At 56.1% G+C, this 21047-nt stretch carries 17 protein-coding genes and 1 pseudogene; 8 read left to right on the top strand and 10 right to left on the bottom strand.

Going from position 1 to position 21047, the window contains the following annotated elements; genetic code table 11:
• Positions 1-13: 13 nt before the first annotated feature.
• Entirely contained in the window at positions 14-1582 is a 1569-nt protein-coding gene (locus V8J63_RS01495; RefSeq protein ID WP_024014795.1) for a phospholipase D family protein, read from the bottom strand.
• 61 nt (positions 1583-1643) lie between these two features.
• A pseudogene (locus tag V8J63_RS01490) lies at positions 1644-3064 on the bottom strand (aminotransferase-like domain-containing protein).
• A gap of 175 nt (positions 3065-3239) precedes the next feature.
• Between V8J63_RS01490 and V8J63_RS01485 the strand changes: the two are divergent.
• Complete coding sequence (locus V8J63_RS01485; protein ID WP_016772560.1) at positions 3240-3482, top strand: DUF1127 domain-containing protein; 243 nt, start codon at positions 3240-3242, stop codon at positions 3480-3482.
• Between the two features lie 120 nt (positions 3483-3602).
• Here V8J63_RS01485 and V8J63_RS01480 read toward each other — a convergent pair whose 3' ends face one another.
• The gene (locus V8J63_RS01480) at positions 3603-4913 is read right to left on the bottom strand and encodes an NAD(P)/FAD-dependent oxidoreductase (protein WP_122612748.1); all 1311 of its coding nucleotides are present in this window, start codon (positions 4911-4913) and stop codon (positions 3603-3605) included.
• Between the two features lie 146 nt (positions 4914-5059).
• Between V8J63_RS01480 and V8J63_RS01475 the strand changes: the two genes are divergently transcribed.
• Complete coding sequence (locus V8J63_RS01475) at positions 5060-5413, top strand: YkgJ family cysteine cluster protein (protein WP_071172244.1); 354 nt, start codon at positions 5060-5062, stop codon at positions 5411-5413.
• A gap of 120 nt (positions 5414-5533) precedes the next feature.
• On the opposite strand, the gene V8J63_RS01470 is transcribed toward V8J63_RS01475, so the two are convergent.
• Positions 5534-6022 carry an Lrp/AsnC ligand binding domain-containing protein gene (locus tag V8J63_RS01470; RefSeq protein ID WP_010465173.1) on the bottom strand — a complete coding sequence of 163 codons (489 nt, stop codon included), beginning with the start codon at positions 6020-6022 and terminating at the stop codon, positions 5534-5536.
• 153 nt (positions 6023-6175) lie between these two features.
• Here V8J63_RS01470 and dadA point away from each other — a divergent pair, with 153 nt between their 5' ends.
• The 5 genes from dadA (at position 6176) to V8J63_RS01445 (ending at position 10204) form a co-directional block, all read left to right on the top strand.
• Positions 6176-7480, top strand: coding sequence for a D-amino acid dehydrogenase (dadA, locus tag V8J63_RS01465; RefSeq protein WP_336463464.1), 1305 nt, complete (start codon positions 6176-6178; stop codon positions 7478-7480).
• Positions 7452-7805, top strand: coding sequence for a RidA family protein (locus tag V8J63_RS01460; RefSeq protein WP_125925370.1), 354 nt, complete (start codon positions 7452-7454; stop codon positions 7803-7805). Before dadA ends, V8J63_RS01460 begins: the two co-directional genes overlap by 29 nt.
• 93 nt (positions 7806-7898) lie before the next feature.
• Positions 7899-8972 (top strand): alanine racemase, encoded by a 1074-nt coding sequence (alr, locus tag V8J63_RS01455; protein WP_336463463.1) that lies wholly within the window; start codon positions 7899-7901, stop codon positions 8970-8972.
• Between the two features lie 88 nt (positions 8973-9060).
• Positions 9061-9609, top strand: coding sequence for a cupin domain-containing protein (locus tag V8J63_RS01450; protein ID WP_016772566.1), 549 nt, complete (start codon positions 9061-9063; stop codon positions 9607-9609).
• A 181-nt stretch (positions 9610-9790) separates the two neighbouring features.
• Entirely contained in the window at positions 9791-10204 is a 414-nt protein-coding gene (locus V8J63_RS01445; protein ID WP_039757383.1) for a c-type cytochrome, read from the top strand.
• A 55-nt stretch (positions 10205-10259) separates the two neighbouring features.
• Here the strand turns inward: V8J63_RS01445 and V8J63_RS01440 are convergent, their stop codons facing one another.
• From V8J63_RS01440 to lanM, 4 genes are read right to left on the bottom strand one after another with little or no spacing between them, the layout of a single operon-like run.
• Positions 10260-10979, bottom strand: coding sequence for an AAA family ATPase (locus V8J63_RS01440; RefSeq protein ID WP_125916829.1), 720 nt, complete (start codon positions 10977-10979; stop codon positions 10260-10262).
• Entirely contained in the window at positions 10972-11841 is an 870-nt protein-coding gene (locus V8J63_RS01435) for an ABC transporter ATP-binding protein (protein ID WP_153189128.1), read from the bottom strand. Before V8J63_RS01435 ends, V8J63_RS01440 begins: the two co-directional genes overlap by 8 nt.
• 15 nt (positions 11842-11856) lie before the next feature.
• Positions 11857-12735, bottom strand: coding sequence for an ABC transporter transmembrane domain-containing protein (locus V8J63_RS01430; protein WP_125916825.1), 879 nt, complete (start codon positions 12733-12735; stop codon positions 11857-11859).
• Positions 12732-15662, bottom strand: a complete 2931-nt coding sequence (lanM, locus tag V8J63_RS01425; RefSeq protein ID WP_336463462.1) for a type 2 lanthipeptide synthetase LanM — start codon at positions 15660-15662, stop codon at positions 12732-12734. Before lanM ends, V8J63_RS01430 begins: the two co-directional genes overlap by 4 nt.
• Before the next feature lie 591 nt (positions 15663-16253).
• Between lanM and V8J63_RS01420 the strand changes: the two genes are divergently transcribed.
• The gene (locus tag V8J63_RS01420; RefSeq protein ID WP_336463461.1) at positions 16254-18176 is read left to right on the top strand and encodes an acetyl-CoA hydrolase/transferase C-terminal domain-containing protein; all 1923 of its coding nucleotides are present in this window, start codon (positions 16254-16256) and stop codon (positions 18174-18176) included.
• A gap of 132 nt (positions 18177-18308) precedes the next feature.
• Here V8J63_RS01420 and V8J63_RS01415 read toward each other — a convergent pair whose 3' ends face one another.
• Positions 18309-18881: a xanthine phosphoribosyltransferase gene (locus tag V8J63_RS01415; RefSeq protein WP_016772573.1), complete on the bottom strand. Its 573-nt coding sequence runs from the start codon at positions 18879-18881 to the stop codon at positions 18309-18311.
• Between the two features lie 57 nt (positions 18882-18938).
• Positions 18939-20948, bottom strand: coding sequence for a DNA helicase Rep (gene rep, locus V8J63_RS01410; RefSeq protein WP_016772574.1), 2010 nt, complete (start codon positions 20946-20948; stop codon positions 18939-18941).
• Positions 20949-21047 lie beyond the last annotated feature (99 nt).

The following is a 21047-nucleotide window of genomic DNA, read 5'->3' as shown; positions in this document are numbered from 1 at the left end:
TCAACAGACGGACTTACAGCATCCGCTCCAGGCCGACGCTGGTGCTGAACCACGAGTTGAAGCGCCGCCACCAGCTCCCCGGCTCCTTGGTCAGAGTGTGCATCTGGCCGTTGTCCTCGGTGACCCAGACGACCTTGCCGTCCTCGAGTTTCGCCTGATAACTCAAGGTCGGCGCCATGCCTTGCAATGCCAGTGCGCGCACATGCTCGGCCAGTTCCGGGCTGTCGACGAGCACGCCGACTTCGGTGTTCCACAGCACCGAGCGCGGGTCGAAGTTGAACGAGCCGATAAACGATTTGCGCCGGTCGAAGATCATCGCCTTGCTGTGCAAACTCGAATCCGAACCGCGAAACGACTTGCTGTAGAACACCCGCGGCCCGCTGCCATAGTTATCCCCAGGCTGGCGGCGCAGTTCATAGAGTTTCACCCCGTGTTCAAGCAACGCCTTGCGATAAGGCGCGTAACCGCCATGCACCGCCGGCACGTCAGTGGCCTCCAGTGAATTGGTCAGCAGGCTCACGGAGACCCCGGCATCGGCGCGCCCGGTCAGGTAGACCAGCCCCGGCTGGCCGGGCACGAAGTAGGCGGAAATCATGATCAGCTCTTTGCTGACGCCGGTCAGTTCCGGCGCCAGTTGCGTGGTCAGCAGCAGATGCGGATCCGGTTCGCCCTTGGACAGGACCTTGCTCGGCGCGTCCCACAAGGCCTGGTTCCAGGCCCAGATCAGCTCTTTACGCCAGATGTCCATGCGCGGGTCGGTTGTGAACTTCATCAACTGTTGATAGAGCGCGTGGTTCTGCTTGCGAGTTTCTTCCAGTGATTCTTCCAGGCGCGTGCGCGTGTTTTCCAGGTCAGCGGCGGTCGGCTGGCTGGAGAGGAATTCGTCGATCGGCTTGCTCAGCGCGCTGTTCCAGTACTGGTCGAAACTGTGTCCGAGCTGTTCGGCCACCGGGCCGATGCTGAGCATGTCGATGTCGGTGAAATTCAGGTTGGGTTCGGCGTCGAAATATTCATCGCCCAGATTGCGCCCGCCGACGATGGCCGCGCTGTTGTCCGCCAGCCACAACTTGTTGTGCATGCGCCGATGCTGCACGGACAGATTGAACAGTCGCCCGGCCGCGCGCGTTACGCCGGTGCTGCGCCCCAGGTGCAACGGATTGAACAAACGAATCTGGATCTGCGGATGTGCCGCCAGGGTGGCGATGATCTGGTCGAGGCCGTCGCTGGTGGTGTCGTCGAGCAGGATGCGCACGCGCACGCCACGGTCGGCCGCCTTGAGCACTTCCTCCACCAGCATTCGCGTGCTGATGCCGTCGTGGACGATGTAGTACTGCAAATCGAGGCTGACCTGGGCATGGCGAATCAGCTCGGCCCGGGCGGTAAAGGCCTCACCACTGTCGGAGAGCAGGCGAAACCCCGACTGCCCTTTGTAGGGTGCGGCCTGAGCCTGAATCGAACGGCCGAAGCTGGAGTCCGACGCCGGCAGGGCCTGGCTTGGTTCGCGCGGCACATCGAGGCTGGCGCAGCCGCTGAGGAACGAGGCGAGTATCAGTGAAGCGAGTAAGGGCTGTCTGAAGCTCACGTAGGATCGTTCCGGTTGGCGGCTGAGGTCGGCAATTTGGACGCCGGGCGCGCAAAAAAGGTCAGTCGGTCTCGGCGAGTAATTTGATTGCTGCAGCGCCGACCTTGCGCACCGCTTCTTCGATCTGCGCTGTTGGTTTGGCAGCGTAGTTCATCCGCAGACAATTGCGGTACTTGCCCGAGGCGGAAAAGATGCTGCCAACGGCAATCTGTACGCCCTGATCGTGCAGCGCGCGATTCAGTTTCAGCGTGTCGAAACCTTCCGGCAGCTCCACCCAGAGCATGAAGCTGCCCTGCGGGCGACTGGCGCGGGTGCCGGCCGGGAAATAGCGCGTTACCCAGTCGATCATCGCGTCACGATTGCGTTGGTACTGCATGCGCATACGCCGCAAGTGCGGCTCGAAATGGCCGGCCTTAATGAATTCGGCGATGGCGATCTGCGGTTGCGGCGCGGTGGATCCGGTGCTGATGTATTTCATGTGCAGCACCCGCTCGAGATATCGGCCCGGCGCCACCCAGCCGATGCGCAGCCCCGGCGCCAGGGTCTTGGAGAACGAGCTGCAGAGCAACACGCGGCCATCTTCATCGAAGGATTTGATCGTGCGCGGGCGCGGGTACGTATAGGCCAGTTCGCCATACACATCGTCTTCGATGATCGCCACGTCGAAACGCTGGGCCAGGGTCAGCAAGGCGCGTTTGCGCGATTCGGGCATGACGTATCCGAGGGGGTTGTTGCAGTTGGGCGTGAGCTGAATGGCCTTGATCGGCCACTGTTCCAAGGCCAGTTCCAAGGCGTCGAGGCTGATGCCGGTGAGCGGGTCGGTGGGGATTTCCAGGGCTTTCATGCCCAGGCCTTTGAGGGTTTGCATGGCGCCGTGGAAGCTCGGCGAGTCCACCGCGACGATGTCACCCGGCTCGCAGATCGCGTGGATGCTGGTGGACAGCGCTTCGTGGCAGCCAGTGGTGATCACCAGATCGCTGGCGCTCAACTGGCAGCCGGAATCGAGCATCAGCCGTGCGATCTGTTCACGCAGTTCGAGGTTGCCGTGGATGTTGTCGTAATACAGACCGGGCATGTCCTGCCGCCGGCTGATTCGCGCCAGTCCGCGCAGCAGCGGCTTCATGGTAGGTGAGCCAACATCGGGCATGCCACGGCCCAATTGCACAACGTCCTTGCGCGGTACCGCGCGAATGAGTTCCAGCACCTGATCCCATTGCGAAATCTCTACCGGCCGTTGCGCGGGGCGGCCTACGGCGGGCAGCTCCGGCAATTCGCGGCCGACTGGCACAAAGTAGCCAGACTTCGTTTCGGCGTGGCCAGACCGCTGTCTTCAAGCACGCGATAGGCCTGCTGCACCGTGCTCAAACTGACTCCGTGCTCGACGCTCAAGGCTCGAACCGACGGCAAGCGATCGCCAGGACGATAGAAGCCTTGTTCGATGCGGGTGCCGAGCAATTCGGCGAGATTTACATACAGAGTCATGGTGGCCTCGGTGCGTCTTGGTGGAAACCAGTACAGATGCGGCAAAAATCAGTCATTCAGTCGGTGAATCGGCAAATCTGTATGGAGTTAATACAGGTTCTTTGAGTCTGTAATGGTTTTGCTCGCCCGCGCATCATGGAATCTCTGGCTACCCAAGTAAACAGGAGCAACGAAAATGAACGGCTTGAGCGATGTGCGGCTGACGTTACACAGTCAGGAACTGGCGGCAGGGCAGAAGGACAGCGCGCGCAATCTGCTGCGTAACGCACCGTCCGGCCTCAGTCGCTGGGGTCTGTTCTGGCATCGTCTGCACACGCGCAAGGCGTTGTTGGGACTGACGCCGGAGCAGCTCAAGGATGTCGGGCTGACGCTGGAGCAGGCAAGGGAGGAGGGGTTGAAGCCGTTTTGGCGGATATGAATACCACAGAGCGTTCCCACGCTCTGCGTGGGAGCGCCGCCCCGGACGCTCTGCGTCCGCTGTGACGCAGAGCGTCACTGGATGCATTCCCACGCGGAGCGTGGGGACGATCCTGATTCGTCAGACCAACTCTTTCAGCCGATGCCACAACATCCCCAACGCCAACAACGGCGAGCGCAAATGCTTGCCGCCGGGGAAGGTGATGTGCGGCACCTTGGCGAACAGATCAAAGCCGCCGCTGTGCTGCCCGCTGATTGCTTCGGCAAGCAGCTTGCCGGCCAGGTGTGTGGCATTCACGCCATGTCCGGAATACGCCTGGGCGTAATACACGTTCGGCTGCTCGGCGAGCCGGCCAATCTGCGGCAGGCGGTTGGCACCGATGCCGATCATTCCGCCCCACTGATAATCGATTTTCACCCCGGCCAGTTGCGGGAACACTTCAAGCATCTTCGGCTGCATATAGGCGCCGATGTCTTTCGGATCGCGTCCCGAGTAATGACACGCGCCGCCGAACAGCAAACGTCGATCCGCCGAGAGCCGGTAGTAATCGAGCGCCACCCGCTGGTCGCAGACCGCCATGTTCTGCGGCAGCAGGTTGTGCGCCTGCTCTGCGCTCAGCGGTTCGGTGGCGATGATGTAACTGCCGGCGGGCAGGACCTTGCCGCTCAGTTGCGGGTTCAAGTCATTGAGATAGGCATTGCAGCCCAGCACCAGGGTCTTCGCCCGCACCGAGCCTTGCGCGGTGTGCACCTTTACTTCGGGGCCGTAATCGATGCGCGTCACGGCCGAACGCTCGAACAACCGCACGCCCAGTTGCTGCGCCGCTGCCGCTTCGCCCAGTGCCAGATTCAGCGGATGCAGATGTCCGGAGCCCATGTCGATCAAGCCGCCGACATAGCGCTTGGAACCGACCACGGTGTGCATTTCACTGGCCTGCAACATACGGGTTTCATAGCGGTAACCGAGGCCGCGCAACTCTTCGGCATCTTCGGCAAAACCGTCGAGATCGGAAGGCTTGTTGGCGAGGTCGCAGTAGCCCCAGGTCAGGTCGCAGGCAATGCCGAAACGCTCGACGCGCCGGCGGACAATCTCCACCGCTTCCAGGCCCATGAGTTTCATCTCGCGCACGCCTTCGGCACCGATGACATTGGCGAACTGATCAAGGCCGTGACCGACACCGCGAATCAACTGCCCGCCGTTGCGACCGCTGGCACCCCAGCCGATCCTGTGCGCTTCCAGCAACACCACGCTGAAACCGCGCTCGGCGAGTTCCAGCGCCGTGTTCAGCCCGGAAAAGCCACCGCCGACCACGCAGACATCCGCCACCACCTCGCCTTGCAGCACGGGATGGTCAGGCTGCGGCAGGCTGCTGGCGGCGTAATAAGAGGCAACGTGGGGTTGGCTCGCGGTGGTCTGGGCGCGGGCGGTCATGGGCATCATCCAACGGCTGAGTGTCGAGAAAATTTGACGGAGCATAAGCCGCACGCCCGAACGTGGGCAACATCGGTCGGCCTGCGGTGTCTGGATCCGGGCTTTTGCGGCACAATCGTTATCCCGCCACTTTGGTCACCGTTTCGATGAGCTGCAACAGCCAGAAAATCCGCAACCTGCGTCAGCAGATCCCCACGTTCGACTGCGTGCCGGGCTGCCACGACTGCTGCGGGCCGGTGACCACGTCGCCCGAGGAAATGGCCCGGCTGCCGCGCAAGACCCGCGCCGAGCAGGATGCCGCGCTGGAAGAACTCAATTGTGTGCACTTGGGGCCGAATGGCTGCACGGTGTATGAAGAGCGACCGCTGATCTGTCGATTGTTTGGTACGACCAAGACGCTGCCATGCCCGAACGAGCGGCGGCCGGTGGAGCTGATTCATCCGCGGGTGGAAAAGCATATATTCGAGTACATGGCGGCGAATCGGCAGGTGTTGGTGTAAGCGATCGTTCCCACGCTCTGCGTGGGAATGCCTCTTCGGACGCTCCGCGTTCGGCCTTTGGGACGCAGAGCGTCCCGGGCTGCATTCCCACGCAGAGCGTGGGGACGATCATTGCGGTGATCAGTCCGGAATCGGCAGGCACAGGCTCTCTTTCACCTCTTCCATGACGATATAGCTCTTCGATTCACGCACATGCGGCAGCTTCAACAGAATGTCGCCGAGCAGTTTGCGATACGAGGCCATCTCGGAAATCCGCGCCTTCACCAGATAGTCGAAATCCCCTGACACCAAATGGCACTCCAGCACATGCGGCAGCTTCAGCACCGCGCGTCTGAATTCTTCGAATGTGTCGCCGGATTTGTAGTCGAGGCTGATCTCGACGAACACCAGCAGGCTACCCTTCAAATGCTGCGGATTGAGCCGGGCGTTGTAGCCCATGATGATCCCTTCGCGCTCCAGACGCCGCACGCGCTCGGTGCACGGCGTGGTCGAGAGGCCGACCTTTTCCCCCAGTTCGGTGAAGGAAATCCGCCCGTCCGCTTGCAGGATGCGCAAGATGTTGCGGTCGATCTTGTCCAGCTCACGTTTGGTCTGAGTGTTGGTACGCATAGGGGATGCGCCTCCGTGAAAAGGGTTTTTGCCGAGAATTGTCGCCAAATATAGGCGCTTATATAGTGAAAAGCACTGGCATTTCTTTTTTACACTGCGCCCATCATTGCTCTAACAAACAGTTCGGCGAAAAGCCGCGATGAGGGATTGAAAATGCGCGTCATGGTCTTGGGTAGCGGCGTCATCGGTACCGCCAGTGCTTACTATCTGGCCCGTGCCGGGTTTGAAGTGGTGGTGGTCGACCGGCAGCCTGCTGCGGCCATGGAGACCAGTTTCGCCAACGCCGGCCAGGTCTCGCCGGGTTACGCCTCGCCGTGGGCCGCGCCGGGCGTGCCGCTCAAGGCCATCAAGTGGTTGCTGCAACGCCATGCGCCATTGGCGATCAAGGCCACCGCCGATATCGACCAATACCTGTGGATGGCGCAAATGCTGCGCAACTGCACCGCCAGCCGTTACGCGGTTAACAAGGAGCGCATGGTGCGTCTGTCCGAGTACAGCCGTGACTGCCTCGATGAATTGCGCGCCGAAACCGGAATCGCCTACGAAGGCCGCAGCCTCGGCACCACGCAGTTGTTCCGTACTCAGGCGCAACTGGATAACGCCGCCAAGGACATCGCCGTGCTGAAAGAATCCGGTGTGCCGTTTGAAGTCCTCGATCGCGCCGGTATTGCCCGCGTCGAGCCGGCGCTGGCAGGCGTGACTGACATTCTCGCTGGCGCGCTGCGTCTGCCCAATGACCAGACCGGCGACTGCCAGATGTTCACCACCCGTCTTGCCGAAATGGCGCGCAAGCTCGGCGTGGAATTCCGTTTTGGCCAGGACATTCAGAAACTCGACTACGCCGGTGATCGAATCAACGGCGTGTGGATTGACGGCAAGCTGGAAACCGCTGATCGCTACGTGCTGGCGCTCGGCAGCTACTCGCCGCAACTGCTCAAGTCGTTGGGCATCAAGGCCCCGGTGTATCCGCTCAAGGGCTACTCGCTGACCGTGCCGATCACCAACCCGGACATGGCGCCAACGTCGACCATTCTCGACGAGACCTACAAGGTCGCGATCACCCGTTTCGACAACCGCATCCGCGTCGGCGGCATGGCCGAGATCGCCGGTTTTGACCTGTCGCTGAACCCACGTCGACGCGAAACCCTGGAGATGATCGTCAACGATCTTTATCCTCAGGGCGGCAATCTGGCCGAAGCGAGTTTCTGGACGGGCCTGCGCCCGACCACTCCGGACGGTACGCCGATCGTTGGCGCCACGCCGTTCAAGAATCTGTTCCTCAACACCGGTCACGGTACGCTCGGCTGGACCATGGCCTGTGGTTCCGGCCGTTTGCTCGCCGACCTGATGGCGAAGAAAAAGCCGCAGATCAGCGCTGAAGGCCTCGATATTTCCCGTTACGGCAACCAGACCCAGGAGTCCGCAAAACATGTCAATCCAGCGCCAGCTCACCAATGAGCGCATGAGTCAGATCGTCAGCCACAACGGCACCGTGTATCTGGCCGGGCAGGTCGGCGACGACTTCGACGCCGGAATTGAACAGCAGACCCGCGACGTGCTGGCCAATATCGAACGTCTGCTCGATCTGGCCGGGACGGACAAACAGCATCTGTTGTCGGCAACGATCTATTTGAATGACATCGAAGTGCACTTCGCCGGAATGAACGCGGTGTGGGACCAGTGGCTGCCCAAAGGCGCCGCGCCGGCCCGCGCCACCGTCGAAGCGAAGATGGCCAAGCCGAGCATTCTGGTGGAGATATCCATCGTCGCCGCGCTGCCATAACGTTCCCAAGATCCCTCTCCCGGTGCTGTTGGCGGTTCACGTCGTCAGTCAGCGCCGGTTTTTCTTCCCATGACCGCCCAGAAGTCTGCCGCCATGCGTCCTGCCCGTGCCCTGATCGACCTTCAAGCCCTGCGCCACAACTACCGAATTGCCCGCGAAGTCACCGGCGCCAAGGCGCTCGCGGTGATCAAGGCGGACGCCTATGGCCATGGCGCGGTACGTTGCGCCCAGGCGCTGGAAGCCGAGGCTGACGGGTTTGCAGTGGCCTGCATTGAAGAAGCACTGGAGCTGCGTTCCGCCGGGATTCGCGCGCCGGTATTGCTGCTGGAAGGCTTCTTCGAAGCCGATGAGCTGGCGTTGATCGTCGAGCATGATTTCTGGTGCGTGGTGCATTCGCTTTGGCAGCTCGAAGTGATCGAGCAGGCAGTCCTGAGCAAACCGATCACGGTATGGCTCAAGCTCGATTCCGGCATGCACCGCGTCGGCCTGCATCCGAAAGATTATCCAGCGGCCTATCAGCGTCTGCTGGCCAGCGGCAAAGTGGCAAAAATCGTGTTGATGAGCCACTTCGCCCGCGCCGATGAACTGCATGCGCAAAGCAGTGCCGAGCAGGTCGCTGTGTTCGAAGCGGCGCGTCAGGGTCTGGCGGCGGAAGTCAGCCTGCGCAACTCGCCAGCGGTGCTCGGATGGCCAGAAATCCAAAGCGATTGGGTACGCCCGGGCATCATGCTCTACGGCGCGACCCCGTTCGGAGAAGCCAACGCCGTCGCTGAACGCCTGCAACCGGTGATGACCCTCGAATCGAAAGTCATCAGTGTGCGTGAATTGCCGGCCGGCGAGCCGATCGGTTATGGCGCCAGGTTCATCACCGACAAGCCGATGCGCATCGGCGTGGTCGCTATGGGTTACGCCGACGGCTACCCGCGCCAGGCACCGACCGGCACACCCGTGCTGGTGGCGGGCAAACCCAGCCGCCTGCTAGGGCGCGTGTCGATGGACATGCTCTGCATCGATCTGACCGACGTAGCGGAAGCGGGGCTTGGTTCAACTGTCGAGCTGTGGGGTAAAAACATCCTCGCCAGCGACGTGGCAAAGTGGGCCGATACCATCCCGTATCAGATCCTCTGCAACCTGAAACGGGTGCCAAGGCTCTATTCCGACGGTTGACGCCGCTGCGGGGGCCAGCTGTTGTAAATACTGAACGCTGTCGCCATGATAACGCTCAATATTCTTACAACATCAGGAGGCTCCCGCCTTGGACGTCGGTGAACGACTGCAATCGATCCGCAAGCTCAAAGGGCTTTCCCAGCGTGAACTCGCCAAACGTGCGGGCGTCACCAACAGCACCATTTCGATGATCGAAAAGAACAGCGTCAGCCCTTCGATCAGTTCGCTGAGAAAGGTGCTCGGCGGCATTCCCATGTCGATGGTCGAGTTCTTTTCCGAAGAGATCCTGCAGGACCAACCGACCCAGATCGTCTACAAGGCCAATGAGCTGATCGACATCTCCGACGGCGCCGTGACCATGAAACTGGTCGGCCGCGCCCACCCGAGCCGGGCCATCGCCTTCCTCAACGAAATCTACCCGCCGGGCGCCGACACCGGCGAAGAAATGCTCACCCATGAGGGCGAGGAAACCGGGATTCTGGTGGAAGGTCGCCTCGAACTGGTGGTGGGTCTGGAAACTTTTATCCTCGAAGCCGGCGACAGCTACTATTTTGAAAGTACCAAGCCGCATCGTTTCCGTAACCCGTTCGACGTGCCGGCGCGACTAATCAGCGCAGCCACGCCGGCGAATTTTTAAGCAGAAGGCGCCAGGCCGATATGGCAAAGGCCCCCGAACCGATTTACCGATGGGCAACAAGACCCCTCTAACCATGGGGTTGTTTCAGTACAGCGGCCTACCCGCTATACTTGCGCCCGCCTGCGAACCGTGGCCGCAGGCGTGAATAGCCACCATTGAGGGTGAACGCGTGAACCTAATTATGAAAATGCTGGCTGCACCAGCAACCGTACTGGCCCTCTGGGCTGTCAGCGCTCAAGCTGCGACAAATGACGACATCGCCAAACGCCTCGAGCCCGTCGGCCAGGTGTGTGTTCAAGGGCAGGAATGCAAGGGTATGGAAGTGGCTGCTACCGCTGGCGGGGGCGGCGGAGCAAAGGCCCCTAAAGACGTGATCGCCAAGCACTGCAACGCTTGTCACGGCACGGGCCTGCTCGGCGCGCCGAAGATCGGCGACAAGGCAGCCTGGAAGGAGCGCGCCGATCATCAGGGTGGTCTGGACGGCATCCTCGCCAAGGCCATCACCGGCATCAACGCCATGCCGCCAAAAGGCACCTGCGCCGATTGCTCCGATGAAGAGCTCAAGGGCGCGATCAAAGAGATGTCCGGTCTGTAATCAGCGCCGGCTTTGAAAAAAACCGTCTTCGGACGGTTTTTTTGCGCCTGCAATCTCACTGCATGTTTTTCGTGATGTAGGCGCCGGCAGAATTGAGCACCGCTTTGTACACGGCGTAAGCATCGGTATCTTCAGGCGCTATTTGCTCGCAGCGCCCTCCTGATATCTGCCTAAGATCACATCCCGGGATCGACATGATGAGGGGAGAGTGAGTAGCGATGATGAACTGCGCGCCGCCGCGCGACAGCTCCATTATCCGGTTGATAAAAACCAATTGCCTCAACGGGGATAACGATGCTTCCGGCTCGTCGAGCACATACAGACCTTGGGCTTTGAATCGATGTTGAAACAACGCCTCCATGGCTTCACCGTGCGACAGGCAATGCATATCCACGCCGCCGTAGTAGCTCTTTATTTCGGGATCAAAGCTCGCCTCTGCATCAAGCTTGCGAATTGCAGTATTCAAGTTGTAGAAGGTTTCTGCCCTGTAGAAAAAAACGTCCTTCTCCCTTCGGTAGCCTTTTGAGAGCGTCAGGCTTTCGTACAGTTTTGAATGAGTATTCTCAGTCGAGAAATTGAAATTCTTCCCACCGCCTTCTGGATTGCAGCCTGACTTGATGGCAATAGCTTCAAGTAATGTGGATTTCCCAGCACCATTTTCGCCGATAAAAACCGTTATCGAGTTGCTGAGCTCAAGCGGGAAGAGGTTTTGTAGCCGGTCACCCACCGTCATGTCTGGCTTCAGGCGTATTTGCTGGATAAACAGATCATTCATATCGATGCCCTCTGAAGATTCTATCGACGGATACCTTCACGCCAATCATCGTTATGCCGAGTCTTATCGAACCAGTGCTGGCCATGGTAAAAATTCCGATATAACCGAGACAGGCAATAAGACGCTCGCCAAATAATTCCGGCGTGGCAGCGGCGCTGAAGAAAATAACCGATACCGTCCCCGCCGATATAGCCATTTCCGGCCAGAAGGATTGTATGGCGCTTGCTTTCAGATACTTGTAGCGTGCTCTTACCGTGTCCTTCAAATATCCATAGCTTCTGATGAGTTGCATTTTACTTTGCTTGCCATCGCTGGAAACGTTGAAGGCGCTGATAAGCGACTCTTTGTACAAATCTTCCTTCGACATTTCTGCTGCATATAACCGCTGGATTACAGGCTTGGCAAATCTTAATTGCACACACGTCAACACAATAATTAAAGCGATGGGCAGGAAGAAATAGATGTTTTCCCGGAGCAGAATATAGGCTGCGGAAACCGTCAAAATGCAAGAGCCCATGAGGTGGATTGTGTCATGAATGACGGAAGCAATTTTTTCCGCGTCTTCTTTTATCAATGTCACCCGATAACATAATGGAGAGGGGCGTTTATCATGCACAATGAAGTTGATAAGTAGAAAGCGGGATCTTGCTTCTATGAGCGTTGCCAAGGAATTGCCCAGAGCTTGGCTTGATAGCTTGGTTAGAAAAACAGCGATAAGAGTGAAATAAAATTCAGCCTTAATGGAGCCAGTAGTAAGAGCCGACAGGCTCTTTGCGATGACTGATGGTATTAACAATTGACATATACTTGCTACGGTAAGGCAAATAACCGAAAGCAGAAAAACGGTCAGGTTATTTCGCAAGCATATAAACATAGTTCAATGCCCCTCGTGCTGCAGTTCGTAGCTACGAATTCGACTACGTCTATAAGATGCCTCTCTGCTCGAGTAGTAGATAGATATCAGTGACATCGTGGGGCTCAGAACGCGTTCAAGATAGATGGCTGAGGCAAAAATTGAGCCTATATTCGTTTCGCCAACGCTTAGCAGATGGGCCGATACCAATAATAAAACCACTATCGCTACCGGATAACATGTGCCTGACATTGATTCGAATGTTGTGGCTTTGAGACTTGAGCGAAAAGCGAGGCGCTCGATATTTTTTATATCGATCTTGATCCTGTTGGTGTATGGCTTTGCATTAAGCAAAAGCTCACAGATGGCGCCTATTGTTACGGTGTTTTCTTGAACGTACTCAGCAAACAGTGAGTTGCTATTTTTTCGAGTTATAAGGTATGCCGCAATAGCATAAACGAGGCCGGTAAGTGGTGCGAGTGCCAGAAGTGGATGATAGTGGGCAGTCACCAGGAGAGCAGCGATAATGATGCTGCAGTTCAGCGATACATCCAGATAAATTGAGTGATACAAATATATCGAGCCATCAACGTCGCCATCGATGAGTTCGATCCGCTCGCCTGGTTTTTGCGTATGCTCGAAGCTTCTGTCTAGTAGGTGATTCAGGATTGCCTTCTTCAGAATAAATCTTGTTTTGGACGCGGTTTTTTGTAGATAGATGTTGGCTGCCAGCTTTAATGGGGGCGTGGCGATGAGGGAGAACGAAGCGCCCGCGAGCGCGTATAAATATAAACTGTCACTTGCCAAGTATAGATTGATTGAGTTGCCTATTAAATAGGGTGATGCGCTTGTAAGAATCGCAATGCCTACACCAAAGCAGCAGAGTTTTAGATTATCCTTCATGATTCTAGAAACCCCATTTGGTGGGGGAGGAATGGAAATTCATAGTCATGCTCGATTAGCCCAATTGAGCCGATTAGCGATCCCACTCTTCCAATCCACAAACCCAAAGGATCTGCAGTCTTTGTTCTAAGGTTTCGACTGCTTTGCTCACTGAGGTTGATGATGTTTGACCATAGAAATATCTTAGGGTTACTTAGCGAATCTGGTGAAAGCTTTTTAATTATATTAAGAATTCCAAAAGCGCCATGACATAAAGAGTCGTTAATAGGGCGCTTTCTTTTTTCTAGATCGTAGTAAGAAAATGCAGTCTTAGACGGATGTTTCTCCAAGAACTCTGTTGCCAGTCTCACTCCCTTTCTAGCAAAATAATCTATTGCCAAGAAGTTTCCTGGTAAGCCATGGCTCCATGAAAACTCGCCCGCACTTGATGCTGAACGTTTTCTATAGTCATGCCAGTTTTCAATCGTTCCATCATATTGGTCGAGCTCCCAAGATAGAAATCCTAAGAATAAATTCTTGATTGAGTCGTCTTTTGCGATCAGATCGTTGAAATAAAATAACGAATATGCGCACCCCATAATGCCATGGGACAATCCGCTCAATAGAGCATCGCTTCTAGTAGTGACTGCATTATCAAATGTCGCTAGTTTGCGGCCGGCTATAGGCGTGAGTTCTGTTTTTAACTTATCGTATAAGGATTTCGCTAAATCAGAAAAGCATTTGTCTTTCGTGAGGCTGAAGAGATGAGTCAGTACGTTTAAAGTTCCGAACATACCTGGTAGAAAGTCCGAGCCCCAAAAGTATTTTTGCCACCAAGGCTCAATGAGTGCCTCTTCAACATATCTCTTGTAGAGTTGTAGTAGTTCGTGTTCCCTTTCATCATCAAAATAGTCTAGGCTTATCAATAGCGGTATAATTGCGGAGGATAAGCCGAAGTGAAAACCACCTAAATGCGTACCTTTATTCGAAAGTTTTTGGATCACTCTGCTGTAACAAATATTTAGCAGTTGGCTTACCAGCTTTTTATCTATAGCGCTGCTGCGGCTAGTAGCGACCACGCACCCGTAGAGAATGCCGGACAGGCCGTAGTAGAAATCGTCCCCTAACTCTGAGAACTCCATGTAACCGCCAGGTGATGAATGAAATCCCAACCAAAGTCCATTGCTGGAAATTTCACTGCCTAACATCTCATTGATCAACTTCGCATTGACCTCTGATGATGACCTGAGTTTGTTAATGATCTCATCTACGTTTGAATACCGAGGGTCGTTCAGGTCGTCGTATTGTCTGAATGTGTGGTCCGTCAGCTTATCACCATGTTCATACATATTTTTCATTGCTAATAAAGTATTCGCAGTCAGTTTTTCTTCAAATGCGATTCTGTTCTTGCTCATGGTTTGAACGTATTGGAGGCTGTTATCGATTCCGTTTATATAGTCATTGCTATCTAGGTGGCCATTGCCATCGTATCTTGGTTCAAAGAATTCAAGGGCCCCAGTTTGTCCTTGAGCAAAAGGTACGTCTAAATCCAAGCAAGCGGCGATCTCTGCCTTGAGAAAGCCTATGGCAGGGGCGGTGTCGTTATTGAGAATGTTCTCTAGGAAGGCTCTACGTTTTTTAGTGCATCGCATTAAAGTCGCATGCAAGGAGCATTGGATAGCGTAGTGATATGTGGCGGTCGGCCTCGGAATATACCTATTTCTTCTTCCTCGGAGAGAACCAATAATTTCGATGATTGAAGCCTGATTACTATTCACAATGGAGAACAATTTGTTCAGGCCTTCAATGATTTCTTTTTCGTAGTGCCACGGCTGCGCCGCTTTTCCATCGATATACAAAACGTTTTGGTTTGGAAATATTTTCACTCCGTCCATGCCAAACTGGCTCTGTCCACTCTCGTCTTCCAGATGTTGATACAGATTTAAGCTGACATATTGCTCCGATAGTCCACCTAACGCACTCAGGTCTACACCTATGCCGTCGGTGCCTTTCCACGTCCAGTTTGGAAGTATGCTTGTTTGGGTGACATTCCAGCGTACTTCTTTTGGAATGGTTTCAATATTAAGGGTGCTATAGAAAATGGTTTCGAGATCAATTGGGATAGGGCTTGCGCCATGTGCAATCAAATTGTCAGAGGTAATATCGGCGGCCATAAAAGTGGTGCAGTAGCCTAAAAGAAATCCAGCTCTTTTAAAGTAAGAAGAAACTTCGGCTTCGTTTTCTGCCTGAGTTTGAGGTGTGTGCTCTGACCAGCCGTGTTCTTTTTTTACAAGATACCTTGGTAATTTCCAGTTTTCGTAATCATCTCCGGCAGCATTGCTCAAATGCAGTAGTAAATCAGATGCTTCGGCTTCAAGTTCCAAATTTCTCGGTTTGTAAATTATCTTAATGGAACCAAAAGAAAGTATACAAACGGTCCTAGATCCAATGTGAGTTTCGCTGGATGAAACATCAACGGAGGAAAGTGTGGATCCGGTCGGTATATCGAATTGTTTGTTTATATCTTGTCTGTCTTCGATGAGAGCGAGGACTAACTGTATCGTGAATTCGATAAAATTATTTGAAAGTTTGGTCAGGACTCGATCCATTTCAGGGTAGGCGCTAATAATGTCGAGGAGGTAGTTCCTATTTTCACCAACCAATTTGAAATATGCAGAAGTCTCCATTTTGCTGCTGATGGTCTTTTCAAACACTATTTTTTCCGTTATCAAGACATTATTTGCCGCGTTAGTAAGTCGTGCTGCAAGGTTGGTTACAAAGCCATTGATGACCGTTGATTTCAATGCTTCGTTGTTTTTACATGATTTCGGAAATTGTTTTTCGATATGGAAGATGTAATAAGACAGGTATGGCCAGACTGGACAGTCAGTAGCGTAGCCGCGTTTCATGGGCGTTGTTCCGCTTAAAAAATCTTTAGGATTTTTCATTGTCTTATCCTTAAATAGTGAGGGCGGCCACTCGGTTCGAGTGCCACCCAATTTTATTTACATATAGGTCGCGTAGCAGCATCCTTGCCAACACTGTGAACAGCAGCTAGTGCATGGTCGTGAACCGCTGCTTGCTGCGCTCAAGTTACTGAATGCTTGAATCGCCAAAGTTGAGATTGGTGTCGTTGAGTTTAGAACGCGTGCTCGGGCACGACGGATTGCTAAGAAGTCGATTTCCATAATTGAGCCTTGACGTGAATTAGTGTTTGCCTTGATGGCATAAGTTTCTGGAGTGTTACGTTATGAATCCTAGCGAGGATTGAAATAACTTCAATTCAGACGCTTCCTGTAGTCATGCATGATTAAATTCGGTTCGATGTAGGAAAAATACCTAGAAGTTTGTGAGGTGATTCATTGGGCGCGGACAATTCATTGTTATTGCTATATATTTTTTGTAGGTATTTGCAACCTAACTTGAGGTTCGACCCATCAAGAAATTTCGCGGTTTTTCTTTTTAATCACCTTCCCTCTGAAGTAATTCCCCGGCAATCTCGGTCTACCCCTATCAACGGAACGGGCGGGAGGCTTCAGATGGTGCAGTTGTGTTCGATCGAACAGGCGGTGGACGACGTATTGGCGCGTTTGCCTGCGCACATCCACATGGGCCTGCCGCTGGGGTTGGGCAAGCCGAATCACTTCGTCAACGCGCTGTACCGGCGGATCAGGGAGCTGCCCGAGCGGCAGCTGACGATCTATACCGCGCTGTGCCTCGGTCGGCCGAATCTGGGCGATGGCTTGCAGAAGCGCTTTATCGAGCCCTTCGTCGAGCGCGTGTTTGGTGATTATCCGGAGTTCGATTTCCTCGCCGATCTGCAGCGCGACAGCCTGCCCGCCAACATCCGTATCCAGCAGTTTTTCATGCAGCCTGGCAGTCTGCTCAACAGCGCGCCGGCGCAGCAGGATTACGTCAGCAGCAATTACAGCCATGCCGCTCGCGACATCAATGCGGCGGGCCTGAACCTTGTGGCGCAACTGCTGGCCAGCAACAGTGAGCATCCCGATCGTCTGAGCCTGAGCTGCAACCCGGACATCACCCTCGACCTGTTGCCGATGATCGCCAAGCGCCGCGAGGCGGGGGAGACCATTGTGCTGGTCGGCCAGGTGCATACGGATCTGCCGTACATGCCCGGCGATGCGGAAGTCGATATCGACACGTTTGATTTGCTGATCGACGAAAAGGACAGCAGCACGCTGTTTTCCACGCCGAACATGCCGGTGGGCTTTCAGGATCATTTCATTGGCTTGCACGCCAGTACGCTGGTGCGCGATGGCGGCACATTGCAAATTGGTATCGGCTCGATGGGGGATGCGTTGACTGCTGCGCTACTTGCCCGTCAGGCCGATAACGCCGGTTATCAGGCGTTGCTCGATGACATCAACCTCAGCCAATGGGCGCAATTGATCCAGCGCGAGGGCGGCACCGCGCCATTTGCCAAAGGCCTTTACGGTTGCAGCGAGATGTTCGTCAACGGGCTGTTGGTATTGGCGGATGCCGGGATCATTCGGCGCAAGGTCTATCCGGATGTGCCGACTCAGGAGCAGGCCAACGCCGGTACCCTCGACGAAGCCGCGCAGCCCGACGGTATCTCGGTGCACGGCGGCTTCTTCCTTGGCCCGCGCAGTTTTTATGAGCGGCTGCGCGAGTTGCCGCAAAGCAAGCTGCTGGAATTCAACATGACCCGCATCAGCTACATCAACGAGCTGTACGGCCAAGAAGAGCTCAAGCGCTTGCAGCGCATCGATGCGCGCTTCATCAACACCGTGTTCACCATGACTCTGCTCGGCGCCGGGGTGGCTGATCAATTGGCGGACGGACGCGTGCTCAGCGGTGTCGGTGGGCAGTACAACTTTGTTGCTCAGGGCCACGCGCTGGAAGGCGCGCGATCGATGTTGATCCTGCGCAGCTGGCGTGAGTCCGGCGGCGAGGTCAGCTCCAATATCGTCTGGGACTACGGCCACTGCACGATCCCGCGGCACCTGCGCGACATCGTCGTCACCGAGTACGGCATCGCTGATCTGCGCGGCAAACCCGACGCGGCGGTGATCGAAGCGTTGCTCAATATCAGCGACTCGCGGTTTCAGCCGGGACTGATCGAACAGGCGCAGACAGTCGGCAAGCTGCCGAAGGACTTCCGTCTCGATCCACGATTTGCCGACAACACACCGCAACGCTTGCAGGCGATTGCCGCACGGCATCCGAACCTGTTTCCGGAGTATCCGCTGGGCTGTGATTTCACCGCCATCGAACGGGATCTGCTGCGGGCGCTGAACTGGCTGAAGAGCAAGTTCAAGCTGACCGAGATTCTCGACTTGGGCAAGGCAGCGCTGGATGCGCCGGAGGCCTCAGTGTTCCCGGAACATCTTGAGCGGATGCAGCTGACGAATCCGGAAGGCTTGAAGGAGGACCTTTTCCAACGCCTGCTGCTCACAGGCCTCAAAGCTACCGCGCAATAACTGACCAGCCGAGAACCCACTGTGGGAGCGAGCCTGCTCGCGAAAGCGGTGTGTCATTCACTTAACAGGATGACTGACACAATGCCGTCGCGAGCATGCTCGCTCCCACAGGGTATAACTCGGTGCCGCTGGTTACTCGATGAAGGTGACGACGCCATCCTTCAGCGATTGCACGCGAGCCAGCGACTCGACGCGGTAGCCCTGCGAGTCCAGTTCGGCGCGGCCGCCCTGGAACGACTTCTCGATGACGATGCCCAGACCGGCAACGGTGGCGCCGGCCTGTTTGATGATCGAGATCAGCGCTTGCGACGCCTTACCGTTGGCCAGGAAGTCGTCGATGATCAGCACGCGGTCGCTGCTGGTCAGGTGGCGCGGGGAGATGGCCACGGTGCTTTCGGTCTTCTTGGTGAACGAGTAGACGGTCGCCGAGAGCAGGTTCTCAGTCAGGGTCAGTGACTGTTGCTTGCGGGCGAAGATCACCGGCACGCCGAGGTTCAGACCGGTCATGATCGCCGGGGCGATGCCCGAGGCTTCGATGGTAACGATCTTGGTGATCCCGGAATCCTTGAACAGCGCGGCGAATTCGTCACCGATCAGCTTCATCAGGGCCGGGTCGATCTGGTGGTTCAGGAAAGCGTCGACTTTCAGGACCTGATCGGAAAGCACGATGCCTTCTTCGCGGATTTTTTTGTGCAGTGCTTCCACAACAGCTTCCTCTGTTGGCGCGATGGGCGCCGAAGGTAGATTAAAAAGTAGTCGATTCTAGCGCTTTAACATCGCGCGTATGTCGGCCAATGCGCTATTGCCACGCACGGCTTTGACTTCAGTCGGGGTGTCGTCGTTGCCTTCCCAGGCCAGATCGTCCGGCGGCAGCTCATCCAGAAAGCGACTCGGCGCGCAGTCGATGATTTCACCGTACTGCTTGCGCTTGGCTGCGAAGGTGAAGGCCAGGGTCTGACGGGCGCGGGTGATGCCCACATAGGCCAGGCGGCGTTCTTCTTCGATGGTGTCGGCTTCGATGCTGGAACGGTGCGGGAGGATTTCCTCTTCCATGCCCATGATGAACACGTAGGGAAATTCCAGCCCTTTGGAGGCGTGCAGCGTCATCATCTGCACACCTTCGGCACCGTCCTCTTCTTCCTGCTGGCGCTCGAGCATGTCACGCAGCACCAGTTTGCCGATGGCGTCTTCGACGGTCATTTCGCCGTCTTCGTCTTTCTCGAGGGTGTTTTTCAACGCCTCGATCAGGAACCAGACGTTGCCCATGCGGTAGTCCGCCGCCTTGTCGCTGGAGCTGTTGGTACGCAGCCAGTTCTCGTAGTCGATGTCCATGACCATGCTGCGCAGCGCCGAGATCGGATCTTCGCCGGCGCACTGCTCGCGGACCTTGTCCATGAAGCGCTTGAAGCGCGCCAGGCGATCAGTGAAGCGGCTGTCGAGATGTTCGCCGAGGCCAATTTCGTCGGTGGCGGCGTACATCGAGATCTTGCGCTCGGTGGCGTAGTTGCCGAGCTTTTCCAGGGTGGTCGAGCCGATCTCGCGACGCGGCACGTTGATCACGCGCAGGAAGGCGTTGTCGTCATCCGGGTTGACGATCAGGCGGAAGTAGGCCATCAGGTCCTTCACTTCCTGGCGACCGAAGAAGCTGTTGCCGCCGCTCAGGCGATACGGCACCTGATGGTGTTGCAGCTTCAATTCGATCAGCTTGGCCTGGTAGTTACCGCGATAGAGAATCGCAAAATCGCTGTACGGGCGGTCGGTGCGCAAGTGCAGGCTGAGGATTTCCATGGCCACGCGCTCGGCTTCGGCGTCCTCGTTGCGGCAGCGAATCACGCGGATCTCGTCGCCGTGGCCCATCTCGCTCCACAACTGTTTTTCGAATTCGTGCGGGTTATTCGAGATCAGCACGTTGGCGCAGCGCAGGATGCGGCTGGTGGAGCGGTAGTTCTGCTCGAGCATGACCACTTTCAAGGACGGATAGTCGTCCTTGAGCAGCATCAGGTTTTCCGGGCGCGCGCCACGCCAGGCGTAGATCGACTGGTCGTCGTCGCCGACCACGGTGAACTGGTTGCGCTTGCCGATGAGCATCTTCACCAACAGATACTGGCTGGCGTTGGTGTCCTGGTATTCGTCGACGAGCAGGTAACGGACCTTGTTCTGCCATTTTTCGAGAATGTCGGCGTGTTCTTCGAAGAGCTTTACCGGCAGCAGGATCAGGTCATCGAAGTCCACCGCGTTGAACGCCTTGAGCGTGCGCTGATAGTGGGTGTAGACGATGGCGGCGGTCTGCTCCTTCGGGTTGCGCGCGTTTTCCAGGGCCTGGGCGGGCAGGATCAGGTCGTTTTTCCAGGCGCCGATCATGTTCTTGATCTCGTCGACGCCGTCGTCGCCTGCGTATTCCTTCTGCATGATGTCGGTCATCAGGGCTTTGACGTCGGTCTCGTCGAAGATCGAGAAACCGGGTTTGTAGCCCAGCCGCGCATGCTCCTTGCGGATGATGTTCAGGCCCAGGTTGTGGAAGGTGCAGACGGTCAGGCCACGCCCTTCGCCGGCACGCAACAGGGTGCCGACCCGCTCTTTCATCTCGCGCGCGGCCTTGTTGGTAAAGGTCATGGCGACGATGTACTGGGCGCGGATGCCGCAGTTCTGGATCAGGTGCGCGATCTTGCGCGTGATCACGCTGGTCTTGCCGGAGCCAGCACCGGCGAGCACCAATAGAGGGCCGCCGACGTAGTTCACGGCTTCTTGCTGCCGGGGATTGAGTCGGGACATACGAAAATTCGGGAGTCGTTGACGAAATGGGCCGGCATTTTAACAGGCTCAGCGATTTGTGCTGCTCTGTCCGACTTGTGACGCAACACGCGATTCAAA

The organism is Pseudomonas sp. CCNWLW23 (assembly GCF_037095675.1).
GTDB classification, from domain to species: Bacteria; Pseudomonadota; Gammaproteobacteria; order Pseudomonadales; family Pseudomonadaceae; genus Aquipseudomonas; species Aquipseudomonas atacamensis.
The sequence above is the reverse complement of the archived record's forward strand: the minus strand, read 5'-3'. Positions and strand labels throughout refer to the sequence as shown.